Source organism: Chloroflexus sp. (assembly GCF_034434295.1).
Taxonomy (GTDB): domain Bacteria; phylum Chloroflexota; class Chloroflexia; order Chloroflexales; family Chloroflexaceae; genus Chloroflexus.
The window spans coordinates 112,538-129,359 of sequence record NZ_DAOTZQ010000002.1 but is presented as its reverse complement, the minus strand read 5'-3'; the positions used below and the strand labels follow the sequence as shown (position 1 = coordinate 129,359).

At 53.9% G+C, this 16,822-nt stretch carries 13 protein-coding genes; 4 read left to right on the top strand and 9 right to left on the bottom strand.

The features are described from left to right. Window positions 1-205: 205 nt before the first annotated feature. The gene (locus VAE57_RS00910; RefSeq protein WP_322820035.1) at window positions 206-400 is read left to right on the top strand and encodes a hypothetical protein; all 195 of its coding nucleotides are present in this window, start codon (window positions 206-208) and stop codon (window positions 398-400) included. Window positions 401-795: 395 nt separating this feature from the next. Then, the gene (locus tag VAE57_RS00905) at window positions 796-2,313 is read left to right on the top strand and encodes a 3'-5' exonuclease (RefSeq protein WP_322820034.1); all 1,518 of its coding nucleotides are present in this window, start codon (window positions 796-798) and stop codon (window positions 2,311-2,313) included. A gap of 109 nt (window positions 2,314-2,422) precedes the next feature. Here the strand turns inward: VAE57_RS00905 and VAE57_RS00900 are convergent, their stop codons facing one another. From VAE57_RS00900 to der, 6 genes are all read right to left on the bottom strand, one after another. Then, complete coding sequence (locus VAE57_RS00900) at window positions 2,423-2,770, bottom strand: hypothetical protein (protein WP_322820038.1); 348 nt, start codon at window positions 2,768-2,770, stop codon at window positions 2,423-2,425. Window positions 2,771-2,773: 3 nt separating this feature from the next. Continuing rightward, a complete protein-coding gene (locus VAE57_RS00895; protein ID WP_322820033.1) occupies window positions 2,774-5,617 on the bottom strand; it encodes a VWA domain-containing protein in 2,844 nt (947 codons plus the stop codon). A 413-nt stretch (window positions 5,618-6,030) separates the two neighbouring features. After that, window positions 6,031-6,636, bottom strand: coding sequence for a DJ-1/PfpI family protein (locus tag VAE57_RS00890; RefSeq protein WP_322820032.1), 606 nt, complete (start codon window positions 6,634-6,636; stop codon window positions 6,031-6,033). A gap of 91 nt (window positions 6,637-6,727) precedes the next feature. After that, window positions 6,728-9,460 carry a PAS domain-containing protein gene (locus VAE57_RS00885; protein ID WP_322820031.1) on the bottom strand — a complete coding sequence of 911 codons (2,733 nt, stop codon included), beginning with the start codon at window positions 9,458-9,460 and terminating at the stop codon, window positions 6,728-6,730. Window positions 9,461-9,751: 291 nt separating this feature from the next. After that, window positions 9,752-11,914 (bottom strand): glycogen debranching protein GlgX, encoded by a 2,163-nt coding sequence (glgX, locus tag VAE57_RS00880; protein ID WP_322820037.1) that lies wholly within the window; start codon window positions 11,912-11,914, stop codon window positions 9,752-9,754. Window positions 11,915-12,036: 122 nt separating this feature from the next. Further along, window positions 12,037-13,386: a ribosome biogenesis GTPase Der gene (gene der, locus VAE57_RS00875; protein ID WP_322820030.1), complete on the bottom strand. Its 1,350-nt coding sequence runs from the start codon at window positions 13,384-13,386 to the stop codon at window positions 12,037-12,039. A 111-nt stretch (window positions 13,387-13,497) separates the two neighbouring features. Here der and VAE57_RS00870 point away from each other — a divergent pair, with 111 nt between their 5' ends. Beyond that, window positions 13,498-13,839 carry a CidA/LrgA family protein gene (locus VAE57_RS00870; protein ID WP_322820029.1) on the top strand — a complete coding sequence of 114 codons (342 nt, stop codon included), beginning with the start codon at window positions 13,498-13,500 and terminating at the stop codon, window positions 13,837-13,839. Between the two features lie 6 nt (window positions 13,840-13,845). After that, a complete protein-coding gene (locus tag VAE57_RS00865) occupies window positions 13,846-14,568 on the top strand; it encodes an LrgB family protein (RefSeq protein ID WP_322820028.1) in 723 nt (240 codons plus the stop codon). Between the two features lie 116 nt (window positions 14,569-14,684). Here VAE57_RS00865 and VAE57_RS00860 read toward each other — a convergent pair whose 3' ends face one another. The 3 genes from VAE57_RS00860 to trmB all read right to left on the bottom strand — a co-directional run bounded on the left by VAE57_RS00860 (window position 14,685) and on the right by trmB (window position 16,788). Continuing rightward, window positions 14,685-15,092, bottom strand: coding sequence for a hypothetical protein (locus VAE57_RS00860; protein WP_012258955.1), 408 nt, complete (start codon window positions 15,090-15,092; stop codon window positions 14,685-14,687). A 270-nt stretch (window positions 15,093-15,362) separates the two neighbouring features. After that, window positions 15,363-15,623: a YkgJ family cysteine cluster protein gene (locus VAE57_RS00855; RefSeq protein WP_322820027.1), complete on the bottom strand. Its 261-nt coding sequence runs from the start codon at window positions 15,621-15,623 to the stop codon at window positions 15,363-15,365. A 448-nt stretch (window positions 15,624-16,071) separates the two neighbouring features. Next, window positions 16,072-16,788 (bottom strand): tRNA (guanine(46)-N(7))-methyltransferase TrmB, encoded by a 717-nt coding sequence (trmB, locus tag VAE57_RS00850; RefSeq protein ID WP_322820026.1) that lies wholly within the window; start codon window positions 16,786-16,788, stop codon window positions 16,072-16,074. Window positions 16,789-16,822 lie beyond the last annotated feature (34 nt).

Below are 16,822 nucleotides of genomic sequence, written 5' to 3'. Positions count from 1 at the left end.
CCCTGATGACGACGACGATGATTGAAAGCGTCTGATCACAACTCAGACATCAACATCAGGAACCGCACAATACGATCATTGTACGGTTCCTGACTTTTTATAAAAAATCCTTTGCAGACCTCATTCGAGATGCTATCATAAGAACAGTTTTCAGAGAGGCTTTTTTCTCAGAGCAATCCCTTTGTCCAACCATCAGGATTGTCCGATGACCAAATATCAGCTAATTACACCACCACCCTTCTTCAACGAACTTCTTGGGCTACCGGGCAAAATTCAAAAACTGGTCACCCAGAAGGTCAAAATCCTTGAGCATGATCCTGTTTCAGCCCAGGGTGATGCCAAAAAGCTCAAGAATCGAGAACCTCCATTTATCGAATTAGAATTGGTGACTACCGTCTGATCTATACATTTGGCACCGGATGGGTCAAGCTGGTCGCTAGCCGTAAACGCGATGATCAAACGTATCAGCGCGATTTTGGTCACGTTGACCTGCCCGATAGCGATCTCTCTGAGGCCGTTGCAGTAGCTTCAGCAACCGAACTATTCACCGCAGAGCCTGAGACAACACTACCTCCTGCTCGACAGCTCTCGTCTGACGTAGCCACGACAGGTAGTCCATCGCAACTACTTCCATACCAGTTGACTACCGCTAATTTGCGGCGCTGGTTGATCCCAGAACAGTACTGGGTCACTCTCATACAGATACAAACTGAAGACGATTTAATAAACGCGCCGGTACCACCAAAGGTTATTGAACAGCTGCTCGATATTTTGTATCCACGGAGCGTTGACGAGATGTTGCAACAGCCGCAATACCTGATCGCTGAAGCAGACGATCTTGATCGGTTTATTGCCGGTGAACTGACCGATTTTCTGCTGGTTCTTGACCCTGAACAGCAACGGCTAGTCACAGCCTCACTCGAAAGTCCCGTGTTGGTACGGGGTGGGCCGGGAACCGGTAAATCAATCGTTGCCCTCTACCGCGTGCAACGCCTTGTTCAGCAAGGCATGACTCCAGTCTTATTTACGACCTTCACCAACACATTAACCGCCTATTCGGAACAGTTATTAGAGCGTCTACTTGAAGGCGATCTGACTAGCAACGGAGTAGAAGTCAATACCGTCGATGCGTTAATGTTTCGCCAGTATGCTGCCACCCACGGTACACCGCGGATTGCCACTGAAGAGCAGATGATCCAGATGCTGCACGAGGCACTGCACACCATGATCCTGCCTGCGGCAAACGAGCACGAACGACTGCGACGGTATGAGGTGTTACAGACACTTGGTGAAACCTATTTGCTCGATGAATTTACCAGTGTGATTGAGCATTGGGGGTTGCAGATTCGTGATGAATATCTGACCAAACCAAGGATAGGGCGTAAGCTTCCGTTACGTCCCCCGATTCGGGAAGCGATCTGGGCAGTCTACGAGACATGGAAGAGCATGCTCCAGCACCAGCAATTGACGACCTGGGGGCAGCTTCGCCAGCGTGCACTCGAACTGGCATTACAGCGACCTCAACGAACGTATCGCGCCATTGTTATCGACGAAGCACAAGACCTGTCACCGGTAGCATTGCGTTACCTGTTGGCCTGTGTTGAGTCTCCCCGTGCGGTGTACCTGACCGCCGACGCCAGCCAGTCGCTCTATCAACGTGGTTTTTCGTGGCAACAGATCGATAGCGAGTTGAATGTTCGTGGTCGCAGCTTTGTTTTGCGACGCAACTATCGCAATACAGCCGAGATTGCCGCTGCCTGTACATCCATTCTGGACACAACTGACAGTGATCAGGAAGTAAGCGCCGTTCATCACGGTTCACTGCCGGTAGTGCGTTTTTGTCGTAGTGTCGCAGAAGAGGCACAGGTAATCCGGAGCTTCTTCATTGCTGCCGCTCGCCGCTGGCGACTACCCGCACACGCTGGTGCAGTGCTTTGCCATAGCAAACAAGTAGCTCAACAAATCTGCGCCCAATTGCAACAACTTGGGATGCCGGCAGAATTTATGGAAAAGCGGCAGATCGACTTGCGCAAACCGGTTGTCAAAGTATTGACGATCCATTCAGCAAAGGGGTTGGAATTTCCGTTTGTGGCGGTGATGCGGTTAGCTCAAGACCATCTGCCGCACAACTACGATCATTTACCGGCGGAAGAGCGCGACACAATGATTGCCCAGGAGCGACGGCTGTTTTACGTAGGCTGTTCGCGAGCCATGCGTGCTTTACTGGTCTGCGCCGATGCCGATCAGCCGTCATCGTTCGTGCTGGAATTGCCGACAACGCTCTGGCAGCGAGAGGGTGAGATGAGTAGATGACAGATAACGTCACTCACCGGTAAACCTCGATACCTGAAAAGTGAAAGCGGGAACACTGAGCTGACTCGGTGTGTTCCCGCTACTGATGAGTTCAGCCGGCAACCTGTCTCTACCCCTGCTGACTTTCCAGGCGGACGAAGGCAATAATCGCCGCACTGAGTCCCGTCCCGAAACCAAACCAGGTACTTACCTCAGAAATGTGATACTGCTGCGCTTCGGCGGCCAGGCGGAGAGCTCGCAGATTAGTGTCGGCCAGCCCCATTACCCCTTGCTGCAATGCCTGGCGGGTGACATTAATAAGCTCTTGCTGGTTCAGCAAGAGCCAGACCGATCCTACTGCACGTACCGTCAGATAGGCAAGAACACCAACCAGACAACCGATGATGAGTGCCAGCAGTAGGCGACCAAGCCAGGACTGAAAGGTATCAGTAGATGGTTCATGCGCAACTGTACCCATCACTTACCTGTCTCCCTCACCGGTAATTTGCCGGCGTGCTCGCTCTTTGGCCGCACGTAACCTGCTCAGAGCATCATCAGTTGACGACGGTGCAGGTGGTGGTTGTGGCGCCGATGATGCTGTTTCGGTTGGTGGTACCTGAATCCGCTCACCGGCTATCTGTTGGCGAACCTGATCACGGGCTGCCCGTAACCGGCTGAGCACCGGATCAGGTGTGACTGGCGTCGCACCTGCCGGTCGCAATCGGCTGGCAAGCGAACCCAGGACACCGAAATCGCTCTGCCGCAACATCAACCGCCGCAAGGCAATGTCAAGCGGTAACAACATCAGGGCTAGCCAGAGGAGTGGCAACGCCACCTCCTGCGCCGAAAAGACGTGGCTCAAACGGTCGAAGACATCTGCCGGTTCATTCAACAACCGACCATTGGTCGTCGCAGCCAGTTCCGCCAGCAAACCAGGATTGGCTTGCGCACTACGATATTCTGACGAGTAGGGTACTACCATACCGGCAGTCTCTTGCACCACCACGCGATCAGCGCTGGTACCGGCAATCTGCACCAGGTAGGTTCCCGGAGCGGGGCTTGCCAATCGCGCCTGATATTGATGCGGAGCCACCTGCATAAGCGGCACTTCACGCCGCGAGCCATCGCCACCGATCAGGGTGGCAACAACGGTTAAGTCATTCTGAGCCGTGGCTGTGACCAGACGAATCACCGTCTCGCCACCAACAACAGAGACTTCCGTATTGACATTCTGCCCACCCCGTGGCGTCAAATCACCAACCAGTTGGGCAGCAAAACGCGGAAAGCCTTCCCACATGATCCAGTCACGTGCCCACTTCCCCTTGGTGTCACTCAACCAGGCTGCACTTCGCCCCAGGCCAAATTGCCAGGTTGCCAGGATTGGTTGTTGATCTTCAGTAGCCAACAGTAACTGCGCAGTATCTTTCAACGTGCTGCCATTGTAGCCATACAACGGGGGAGTGGCATTGATACCGGCCAGAATCGGACTATTGCTATACCGTACCGGCACAAATGGCTGTTCAACGATATAATTCCCAATCGCGGTAATGGTTTCCTGAACGAAGATTTGTGGCACCTCGGCCATATCCGCAGCCGGATAATACCGGCCACCACCTTCAGCAGCCAGTTGTTTCAGATAGGCTGCCGAGCCACTCCCGGCAGCGACCACGGTCAGGGTAATGCCTTGTTCGCGCAAGCGCGCTGCCAGATCAAGCTGTTCGCCACCACTTCCCCACCCATCGGAGAGCAGGATCATGTGTTTGATCCGGGCATCGACCTGCTGCAACATCTCTTCGGCCCGCAGCAACCCGGCGCGAACGTTAGTTGGCCCACGCGGTTCAACACCACTGACTGCATCCATCACCTGTTCGACCGTAGCCCCGCGTGTAGCCGGAAAGGTTGCAGATGCTGCACCATCGAACGTCACGATACCAACAGTATCTTGCGGGCCAAGCAAGGCAGCAGCCTGCACAACCGCATCTTTGGCAATATCGATCTTACGTTCGGAAGAAGATGTGATCGGCGCACCACGATCAGGATCGGCACAGTGGCAGGCGTCCATCGATCCTGACTTATCAATCACAAAGACAATCGCCAGGTTGGGACGCAACTCACGGTTACGCACGTCCATGTACACCGGTAACGCCTCTTCAACCGCAGTCCGACCATACCCACCAACACCAAAGCTGTCTTCGCCACCAATCATTAACAAGCCACGACCCAGATCGCGCACATAACCGGGAATGGCCTGCATTAGACCAACCGGTAACATCCGTGCCGGCGTATTCACCAGCACCAGCGCATCGTAGGTACTGAGATCGGCCAGTGTGCGGGGTGCAGCTTCGGGTGATACCAGTTCAGCAATAATGCCGGTAGCGGTAAGTGCAGTCATCAAGGGACGAGCATCGGCAGCAGCTTGAGCAACGAGCAGAATACGCGGTGGACCCTGCACACGGATTAGAGCGGCAGCTTCATTATTTTGCACGCGACCATCACGGCTAGCCTCAACCTGTACTCGATAGCGCCGAAAACCACTGCCTTCAACCGGTACCAGAAACTCGACTCGCGTCGTCCCCGGCGTTAATTCAAGGGTGCGTTCGTCAATAACCCCCAGGTCATCGATTAGACGTACAACCGCCGCTTGGGCAACATTACTCTCAACATTCGCTACAATCAGCGCTTCTTGCCCATCACGCACGTTATTCGGTGCGTCAACACTGGCAATCAACGCTTCAGCATCAGCATCGACTAACGTGAGATCGACAATATCGATAGGGATACCACGACTGGCAGCCAACCGGGCAGCATCAATTGCACGCCCACTGGTCTCTCCACCGTCCGAGAGGAGAACCAGTCGCTTTTGCGTATCGGCGGGAAACAGCGCCAGACCGAGCTGAATAGCGGCCTCGATATTGGTGCGATTGGTGATTGGGATAGACGTAATTCGCCCTAACCGGGGATCACTTTCGGGGGCACGTTCAACCAGTGCATTATCGCCAAACACGATGATTGCCGCCTGATCATCGGCGGGCATCGTTTGCAACGCATCGCGAATAAATGCCTCTGCCTGGGCACGGGTTGAAGCCGGCATCGAATCACTGCCGTCGAGGAGAAAGACGGTCGTTAGCCGATTTACCGGTCGCACAAACTGAATACCGGCAAAGGCAAAGACCAGCACTACCGCAATGATAGTACGCACAGCAAGACTACCCCAGAATCGCACTGGCGACAACCGGTGTGGGGACAGCAGCGCAAGCACCACCATCCCAGCTGGTATCAGTAACAACCAGAGTGCTTCAGGGTAGATAAAAGAGACATACGGCATAGGCAATCTCGTGATGGATGATCATACTGGCATTGTACCGGGAACAACCGCCGCTGGCAAGGCGAAATCGTAACCCAAGTTGCCACCTTTGTCACCACAGAGACACAGAGGACAGGTATAACTCAAACTGCTACCTTGAGCCTTGAGGTAGCACGTCCATAGGAACTGGCTACTCCCCGCATCGTTATCGTTATGCAGTTACACCACCCGGTATTGAGTACAACTTCGTGCTGTTCATCCTGGCAGTCAGCCTCCGTGGCCTGCTCACAGTATAGATGGCAACTTAAGTTAGTACGTCTTTAGTTAATACGTCTTTCGTTAGACGAAGTTACTCCCCGTAGAGTTCCGTTGACGAAGTAGCACAGGCATTAGCCTGTGCTACTCACCATAACAGTTAGCGCACGCCGTAGATGTTATGCCGTTACCGCTTCCGTCTGTGGTTCAATCTCGATCTTTGCACCGAGTACCTTGAGAAACTGCGCCAGCCACGCCGGGTGAGCCGGCCAGGCCGGTGCCGTGACCAGGTTGCCGTCAGTAATTGCTTGATCGGCAGGTAATTCGTGGTACTCCGCCCCGATCAGTGGCAGATCTGGGCCTACTGCCGCATAAGCGGTGCAGCGGCGACCGTTAAGCACCCCAGCGGCAGCCAGTACCTGAAGACCGTGGCAGATAGCAGCTACCGGTTTGTTTGCGGTAAAGAAGTGACGGGTGATTTCAAGCACCCGTGGATTAAGCCGGATGTACTCTGGCGCACGACCACCGGGAATAACCAGCGCATCGTACTCGTGCTCATTAACTTCATCAAAGGAGTAATTCAGGGTAAAGTTGTGACCACGCTTTTCGCTGTAGGTCTGATCGCCTTCAAAATCGTGTACCGCTGTCCGCACGAACTCTCCCGCCTTCTTCCCCGGACAGACTGCGTGAACCTGATAACCAAGTGCAGCCAGGGCCTGGAATGGTACCATCACCTCGTAATCTTCGACATAGTCGCCAACGAGAAAGAGAATCTTCTTCGCCATTGCCTACTCCTCCTGACGGTATGCAGTTGACTTCTCTGTCAGCAAATTGTTGGCCAGGATGATTCTACGGTAACACAGTGGCCGATAACTGTCAACGGTGATTTTCATGTCGGCCCTGGCTTTCCGCAAATAGTTTGAGCGTCTCGGTAACCGAGTATTGCAGTGCATCAAAAAGCGGTTCGAGCTGCATCCGTGCCATTGCTGCATGTTCAAGAGCCTTGGCCGCATGTGCTACCCGTACTGCTCCGATTTGGCGAGCACTGCCTTTAAGCCGATGGGCCAGTCGTTGCACCCGTTCGACATCACCACACCCTATCGCAACACGCAGTTGGTCAAGTTGCTGTTGAAATTCGTGTTGAATGAGCGTCAGGGTTCTGATCACGATCTCAGGTTGCTGATCACCGAGAGCTGTCAATAGTTCACCAAATACTGTCCAGTCGATGACGGGATCAGTCTGCCAGGTATTGACCGGTGACGGTTGGGATGGCACAGGGGTGGCAGACAACGCATTGCGTAAATCTTGCAGACGTACCGGTTTAGTAAGAAAACCATTCATCCCGGCTGCCAGGCAACGTTCGCGTACACCGGCTAATGCATACGCCGTCAGGGCAATAATGCGCGGTTGCTGAATCTGGTTACCCAATGCCCGAATCCGGCGCGTAGCCTCTTCCCCATCCATCTCCGGCATCTGGATATCCATCAAGATGGCATCAAATGATTGTTGCTGCACTTTCTGCACGGCCTCAACACCATTGGCTACGATGGTAACCTGATGTCCCAGCGCCTGAAGGAGACGCAGCACCACCTGCTGATTAATTTCATTGTCTTCGGCCACCAGCACACGCAGGACTGCCGATTGCCCGCTCGCTACCGGCTGTCCTATGGTCACCGATGGTGAGTACTCTACCGGCTGAAGAGGCAGCGTTACCGTGAACGTTGATCCCTGACCCGGCTGACCGGAAACCGTCAATTCACCGCCCATCAAACGTGCCAACTGAGCACTGATTGCCAGCTCTAAGCCAACCCCGCTTTGTCGGGTCTGATCATCATCAATGTAAGTGAAGGGCTGAAGCAGGCGGCTACGCTGTTGGGGCGCGATACTGGTACCGGTATCTCGAACTGCAATTTCCACCAGGGGTTGATCAGTAGCCATCCCAATGACATTGGCCATGATCAGAATACCACCGTGGTCAGTGAACTTGATCGCATTACTCACCAGATTCATCAATATCTGACGCAAACGAGCCGGATCACTGACGATGCGTACCGGCAGGTGTGGATCAATCACGGTTTCGATCAAGAGACCTTTCTGATCAGCTTCTCGCTTGAACAGAGCAAGCACTGCGTGAACGATAGTGCGCACATCGGTTGGTTCGGCAGCAATGTCCACCCGCCCTGCTTCGATCTTCGAGAGATCGAGCACGTTATTCACCAGCGCCAGTAGTGCCTCACCACCAACCCGGACCGTTTCGATCAATGAGCGTTGAGACGGGGTTAAGGTGTCGTTTAGCAGCAGTTCAGCGCTGGCGATCACCGCATTGAGCGGTGTGCGAATTTCATGGCTGATTGCTGACAAAAACGCCGACTGTGCTCGTTCGGTCCGTTCCGCAGCCTCTTTCGCCCGCAAAAGATCGGCGGTAATCTGCCGCTCTGCCGTGATATTACGGCCCACAATCAAACCACCGCTTATCTGACCAGAAGCACGTTCAATCGGCATAATCGAGGTGTCAAAGATTTCCTCACGAAATGTGTAGTCGATGCGTGATGATTGGCCAAGAAGAGCCTGATAACAGAGCGGCAGTAATGCCGAGCGATGAGGTTCATCGAAGAGATCGGTCAGACACTGACCTTCAAATTGGGCTGCATCGATTCCAAGCCGCTTGAGATCGGCCCCGGCAACCAGTGTCAGGCGCAGGCTGGTATCGAACATGAACACGACAGTGCCCGGCAACATATCGGCCAGCATGCGATACCGCTGCTCACTTGCCCGCAGTGCCAGTTCGTTCTCTTTGCTGCGAGTAATATCTTGAAACGTACCCCGTAGTTTACGGATCTGACCATCTTCCCAGACCGGCTGACCAATAGAGCGTACCCAACGGGACTGACCACGTGCGGTACGAAACGGCAATTCAATATCCCATTCGGCACCGGTTGCGAGACAGCGTTCAAAGGCTTCGCGCACGATATGATGCACTTCCGGGGGATAAAACCATAAAGCCACGTCCGGTGCCGGAGGATCACCTATCGGCAACTCATGGATCGCAAACATCTCTTCCGACCAGACCATGCGTTGCGTGACCAGATCAAGCTCCCATCCCCCGATCTGGGCCATCTTCCCCACTGCACGTAACAACTGTTCATGCTCAACCAGCACTTGTGCCGTCACGTCTGTTTGCACGCTGATGAAAGCCGTCACCCGCCCCTGGTCATCACGAACCGGGCTGATCGTGATCTGATTCCAGAAAGCCTGACCATCTTTGCGATAGTTAAGCAGACGTTCGTGAACAGGACGAGCGGCAGCAATGGCTTCACGGATGCGGGTCACGGCAGCCTGATCAGTACCTGGCCCCTGCAAGAAGAGACAATGACGACCAATCACCTCTTCTGGAGCATAACCGGTGATAGTGCAGAAAGCCCCGTTGACGAAGGTGATAGGGTAATCGGGTTGCGCATCAGCCACAATCACACCGCTGGTCATTTCGTCGACCACCGTGCGCAGGAAGTGATTCTGTAACCGCAAATGACTCACTTCTGCCTGCAGGGCCGCCAGTTGGTCAGAAACATCTAGCTGTTGTTTCTGAGGGTGAAGAGGAGGTTCGATCACTTGACGCTCCGTGGCATGATTTCTCGTACAGAATGGCAAGTACCGTTCCATCACTTATCTGATAGCACCAGTAGCATATCAGTGCGACATCACACACGGCCTGACGAAGCCAGGATGCCATATGTTGCTTGCACAGGATCGCAAAAGATGTATCTCCACCTGCCGGCATGGCTGCACCACGACCACTATTATTCCAGGAAAGTGCGGCAGTGCACCTGCCGCACACAGTGTGGATACTATATATTAGTATACGAATTGGTCTTACGGAAGTGCTACCAGGAAGCAAATTAGCTATTTCGCTGCCGGCTCGATCTGTACCGGCGGCACAGCAGACACCTTTTCAATCAAGACTGCCAGGGCACGCGGTTGGATGTGGTACATCTGATCGGTTACCGGTAGAGGTGTTGAAAGTTCAGGCCGGGCTGTATCGATAACTACATGCCAGCTTGCATCATCCGGCCAGTCGGGCAGAATGAATGGTACCGGCTCATCACCAGCATTGATCAATACCAGTAACACGTCATCACGCATTGATGCGCCACGTTCGTTGCGATCATCGATAACCGCACCATTGAGTAAGACGCCGATACACCGTAATTCAGAATGTTGCCATAACTCTGGACTAACCTCCTGACCATCAGGACTGAGCCATTCAACATCGTATTCGGCGTTACCGAGATGGCCAACGAAGAAGCGGCGGCGACGCAATACCGGATGTTCACGACGAAAGCCGAGCAGGCGTTGAGTAAACGCAAGTAACACCTCGGCTTCTGAGTCGGATTGCCAGTCAACCCACGAGATCGGGTTATCCTGACAATAAGCGTTGTTATTTCCTTGTTGGGTACGCCCACGCTCATCACCGGCCAGTAACATTGGTGTGCCCTGTGACAGAAAGAGCGTAGCGATAAAGTTCATCATTTGCCGCAGCCGCAACGCTCGAATGTCGGGGTCGTCGGTTGGGCCCTCTACCCCACAATTCCACGAGTTGTTGTGGTTATCGCCATCACGATTATCTTCACCGTTGGCTTCATTATGCTTTTCGTTGTACGACACCAGATCGCGCAAGGTGAAGCCATCGTGCGCCGTCACGAAATTAATGGAATGGTATGGACGACGGCCATTGTGGTGGTAGAGATCCATTGATCCCATAAAACGCGAAGCAAAATCGGCGGCCTGGCCAGGATCGCCTTTCCAGAAACAGCGCACAGTATCGCGATAGCGACCATTCCATTCTGCCCAGGGTGCCGGAAAGCGCCCTACCCAATAGCCATCAAAACCAACATCCCACGGTTCGGCGATCAGTTTCACCCGCGAGAGGACTGGGTCCTGACGAACAACCGTGAAGAAGGGGCTGGGCAGATCAGAACCGGCCGGGCCACGAGCAAGAGTACGAGCCAGATCAAACCGGAACCCATCAACATGCATCTCGGTGACCCAATAACGCAATGAGTCGAGCACTAACTGAAGCGTGCGTGGATGGTTCAAGTCAAGGCTATTACCGGTACCGGTATCGTCAAGGTAGTAACGCGGTTGATCGGGAACGAGGCGGTAATAGGCCACGTTGTCAATCCCGCGAAAGCTCAGTGTTGGCCCCAGGTGATTACCTTCACCGGTATGGTTGTAGACCACGTCGATAATGACTTCAATCCCGGCGGCGTGGAGTGCCTTAACCATTGTCTTGAACTCATTCACCTGTGCCTGCGGATCGGACTGACTGGCATAGCGTGGCTCCGGGCCGAAATAGTTGATCGGCTGATACCCCCAATAGTTGGTCAGACCACGATCAGCCAGGAACTGATCGGTAATGAAGGCATGAACCGGCAAGAGTTCAACTGCTGTCACCCCTAACTGCTTGAGATAGTCAATCACTGCCGGCGATGCCAGACCGGCGTAGGTGCCACGCAGGTTTTCGGGTACTTCTGGGTGAAGCTTGGTGAAGCCTTTGACATGCAGCTCGTAGATAACCGAGTCGGCCAAAGGAATATTGGGATGGCAATCATCGCCCCAATCGAAAGTGGGATCGATAACTACCGAACGTGGGATATACGGTGCGCTATCCCGCTTACCGATGGTCAGATCACCGTATGGACTATCAACGCGGTAGCCATAGTTTGCCTTATCCCAGGTCAATTCGCCGCAAAGAGCACGGGCGTAAGGATCGATCAACAGTTTATGTGGATTAAAGCGATGCCCCTGTTGTGGCAGATACGGGCCGTGGACGCGATAACCGTAGAGCTGACCAGGTCGCAAACCGGGAATGTAGCCGTGCCAGACATCATCGGTGCGTTCTGGTAAGGCAATACGTACCGCTTCACGAGGCGCCGTTGGACTATCAAATAGACACAACTCGACGCACGTGGCATGGGCTGAGAAGATAGCGAAGTTCACCCCCTCACCGTCCCACGTCGCGCCAAGCGGATATGGTAGACCCGGCCAGATGTCGGTAATATGCATTGTCACAATCCTCCTGCAACAAGAAAGGCAGCCGTGTTGACCTGCAACGATCAACAACATGCCGCCTTGCAATAGACGTTAAGCAATGATCATGAGCGGATACAAGCCTGTAGAAGCAACGTTCAACGCTCCTCTTTTCGTTCACGCGAACGGAACACGATCACGATTGGCGTGCCCTGAAAACCATAACGTTCGCGCAGACGATTTTCGAGGTAGCGAGCATACGACCAGTGGACTAACTCACCATCGTTGGCAAAAAACAGAAAAACCGGCGGCTCAGTTTGTGGTTGCACTGCATAGTACAGGCGCAGATGTGCTCCCTTCTTGACAGCCATCGGTGGCTGTTGCAACATCACTTCCCGCAAGAAGTTGTTCAACTCGCTGGTTGGCACTCGCTTCTGCCGCTGGACATACACTTCGTGCGCATAGTCGAGCAGGTGCGAGACGCGCTGGCCGGTCAATGCCGACACAAAAACAATCGGTGCATAATCAACAAACTTAAATGCCTCGCGAACCTGATCCTGGAATGCGTAGTAGGTATGCGAGTCTTTCTCGATAGCGTCCCACTTATTGACGACCAGGATCAAGCCTTTCTTGGCCTCAACCACCATGCCGGCAATATGGGTATCCTGGGCTGTTACCCCTTCGGTCGCATCGATCAGCAGCAGCGCTACGTCGCATCGTTCAATTGCTCGCAATGTGCGCAGCACGCTATATTTCTCAATACCACGCTCGATCTTTCCGGCCCGCCGAATACCGGCAGTATCGATCAGTGTGATCGGTTCACCGTGATAGGTAATGGTGGTATCGATAGGATCGCGCGTAGTACCTGGAATCGAGCTTACTACACTGCGCTCTTGACCGAGCAAACGGTTCAGCAGCGAAGACTTGCCTACATTTGGTCGACCGACAATGGCAATCCGTAGATGGCGCTCTTCCTCTTCAGCAAAGGTCTTTGGCGGCAGATACTCGGTCAGGCGGTCGAGTACATCCCCCGTTCCCAGACCATGAAATGCGCTCATCGGGATCGGGTCGCCAAGATTGAGCGCATAAAACTCAACTGCATCGAGCATGCGTTCCTGACTGTCACACTTGTTGACGGCCAGCACAACCGGTTTCGACGTGGTGCGTAACACGTCGGCTACATCGGCATCAGCGGCAGTCAAGCCGTCACGACCGTCAACCATAAAGATGATCGCGTCTGCCTCAGCAATCGCGTGTTCAGCCTGAGCACGGGTACGACGGGCAATCTCGGCTTCAGGCAAGTTTGGGTCTTCACCACCGAAGAGGACACCTGCCGTATCGACGACAGTGAACTCGCGTCCATTCCAAAAGGTATCACCATAGAGACGGTCGCGTGTTGTGCCGGGCAGGTCCTCGACAATCGCGCGCCGCTCACCAATCAAGCGGTTGAAAAATGTCGATTTACCAACGTTTGGGCGGCCAACAATGGCCACAATCGGTTTTGTCATAACTCCTCCTGGACGCCAGTATGGGTGCGTCCTCCGCCTTCTATTATAGTAGGGATCGCAAACGAAGTGGTCAGGGTTTGTGATTGTCGTTGTAGCAGGGAGGTATCTATCATGGTCGATGCTATTTTGGGACTGTTGATTTGCCAGCTTATCGGCGAAGTCGTGAGTCGTGCGCTTAATCTACCGGTTCCCGGCCCGGTCGTTGGCATGCTCCTCTTATTCACCATATTACGCTGGCAAGGCAAGGTACCAGCACCACTTGAAACAACTGCTCACAGCATTTTGGCCCATCTGCCGCTACTGTTTGTTCCTGCCGGTGTAGGCGTGATCGTCCATCTGCCATTACTTAGTCGCGAGGGGGCACCACTTCTTGCGGCGATTGTTGTCTCAACGATGGTAACGCTGTTAATCACCGGTTTGACCATTCGCCTTCTGCACAAGCGAAAGGGTTAGACTATCATGGATGAACGCATCTTCTCAATTTGGGTCTACCTGGCGCAAACCCCATTGCTCTGGCTAACGGCGACGATTGCCGTCTATCGCCTGATGACAGCGATCAGTCGTCGCCTCGGTTCATCTCCGTTGGTGAATCCAGTTTTACTGTCAATTGTAACGATAGTAATGATTCTGCTTCTGACCGACACCCCCTACGCAATCTATTTTGACGGAGCGCAATTTGTTCACTTTCTGCTAGGGCCAGCAACAGTCGCGCTGGCGATCCCGCTCTACGAAGCGGAACGAACGCTCCGCAGAATCTTCTGGCCGGCCCTGACCGGGCTGGTCGTTGGCTCAGCAACCGGGATCGTAGTGGCAGTATTGAGCGGAAGGCTTTTCGGGTTATCAGACGTAACTCTACGTTCATTGGCTCCCAAATCGATCACGACGCCCATTGCAATGGGCATCGCCGAGCAGTTGGGTGGACTGCCATCGCTGACAGCGGTGATTGTCATCGTCACCGGGATGGTAGGGGCGCTCTTGGGCTGGGAGCTACTGGGGCTGGTCGGAGTTCGCGACGATAGTGAACGTGGCTTCGCACTTGGCCTTGCCTCACACGGCCTCGGTACTGCCCGGTCGTTACAATTCAGCAGCGAAGCCGGTGCACTGGCTGGCCTGGCAATGGGGCTTAATGGCGCAATGACATCATTACTGGCACCAGTGCTTACACACTGGCTAGGGCTTTAAAAGATTGACAACAATGTCCAACTGAGCGCAGCGTAGAGTATCGAATTGTACCGTCGCTGCGCTCTGACAGCAAAACCAATGGACGGCTTCGGGACAGGCAGCATCAGGCCGCTCGATCACTGGCGCTCCATTGTACCATCAGGCAACCAGCGAATGCGAACACCATTGATCTCCGTCCATCCTTCGAGATCTTCCTCTTCCTCTTCTTGCGGAACGAGCACTGGACCACGATCCTGCGACCAGAGGATTAATTCTTCGATTGTATACCATCCTGCTCGATAACGTACCTGATCGGCAGGGTTGAGCCAGAAGCGAATCTGACCGTCCATCCATTGCCAGCGCTCGAGCGAACGCCATTCCTTACCCTGATCACTCAGGATAATCTTAACCTCCTCCAGCATGCGTAACAGTTCTGGCAACGAACGCGGCGTACTGTAACGCAGTTGGAGCAGGCGCTGATTGATTGCGTCCCGCAGCCGTTCGAGCTCAGGGATGCTCAAACGTTCCAGATCGAAGTCAGTCACTGCGGCTTCCTTTCCTGGGATGTCGATCCGGTCTACCGTAGCTGGTATGGTTCCGGCCCGCCTCGACACCCATACATAGAGAATCCTGGACCCGGTAGAGCGCACTGCGGTGTGCGTTGATCGTCTACCTGATCCTCACATGTATCATACCCCAATTTTGTTACAAGAATCTTTCCATGTGAGGGGGTAGCCACGATCTCTTCTCTGCAATAATAACGCAAATTCGGCCTATTGAGTTGCAACTTACGACCGATCCAGATAACATTTCAGTTATTTTTCAGGTTGGGTTATCAATTCGAGCGCCGTCAGTAACCGCAGCGCCTCTTGAGCGCTACGGCCACACATATCGGGGTGTGGCCGCAGGCTCACACATACCGCCGGACGTTCTGGTTTGCCGTACAGTGCGCACCGGTTATCAGCAGTCAACTGCACACAGCGCACACCAGCCGGTTTACCATTCGGCATCCCAGGAATTGGTGACGAGATTGAAGGTGCAATACAACATGCGCCACAACCAACGCGACACTCCATATCCACCTCCAGCGGTGACCGAGACCGCACTACCCTTACACAGCATCGTGAGTATGTTGGGTAGCCTGCCGGTGATTCCTCTTATACACAGCCAACATACGGTTGCCGACGGAAGCGGAGGCTACGAATGGTATATCTTTGTCTTACCCGTGACCAGCAGGGTCAACAGCGTGACACGCGCCTGGTCCAAAGCACGGCTGCTGCGGCAGCATGGCTGCCGCACTCCAAACACCGCGACACACGCATCGCGGAGCGTAGAAGGTTGCCAGTTCAGTGTGTCATTGAGGTGTGAATGGACGACAGGCTACACCGTTCCTCGCGGTCGATCTGAAAGCAGCATATGCTGTCTAAGGTGCGTTGTCAATATTCACCAAGCCATCACGACAGGATAGCTTGACAAACTCTGGAATTCCCCCCTTCCTCGCTCCTCGTTCCTATTTTCTATTTTCTATTTCCTATTTCCTCTCCCCTCTCCCCTCTCCCCTCTCCCCTTATCCTCCATCACCCGCTCGATCCGCAGACCGCTAATCGTGCGGCCGCGAGCGGCCCAGCGACGATGGTAATGCGACTCGAAGACTGCCAGCTCGTCGACCGAAGCCGGTATAGCACGCAAGACAGGAAAGGCAGGTAAGAGTTCTTGCATCAAGGTGAAGAGGGCTGGATGATCGGTGAGAAAGCTGAGATAGCCGCCAGGAACAAGCGTGCGCGCCGCACACGCCAGCAATTGCGGCGAAACGAGCAACTGATTACGCTGGCGGTTGCGCAGGAGTGGGGGTGGAAAGTGGAGAATAATGCTGTGCAATGCGTCAGTAGGGATGCGTTGATAGATAAGCCGGGCATCGGCATGAATGAACAGGATATTCGAGAGATTTCCTGCCATGGCCCGCTCAACGGCGCGGTAGAGTGGCTTGGCAACAATATCGATGCCCACAAAGCAAGAGGATGGCTGGGCGGCTGCCAGTGCACACAAGTACTCACCAGTTGCACAGCCAAATTCAAGCGTCAGTGGTGCATTGTAGCCAAACAGTCCCTCTGCGCTCACGGGCGGAAAGTGTTCCGGCGTATGGTAAAGTTCTTTTGCTGGCCACGAACGATAGTAGCGCGCCGCAATCTCAGGTGGCGGCACAGTAACGTGCAGGCGAGCTGGATAACGTCCTCTTCCCATAGGATTTAGAAAATAGAATCTAGAAAATAGAAGA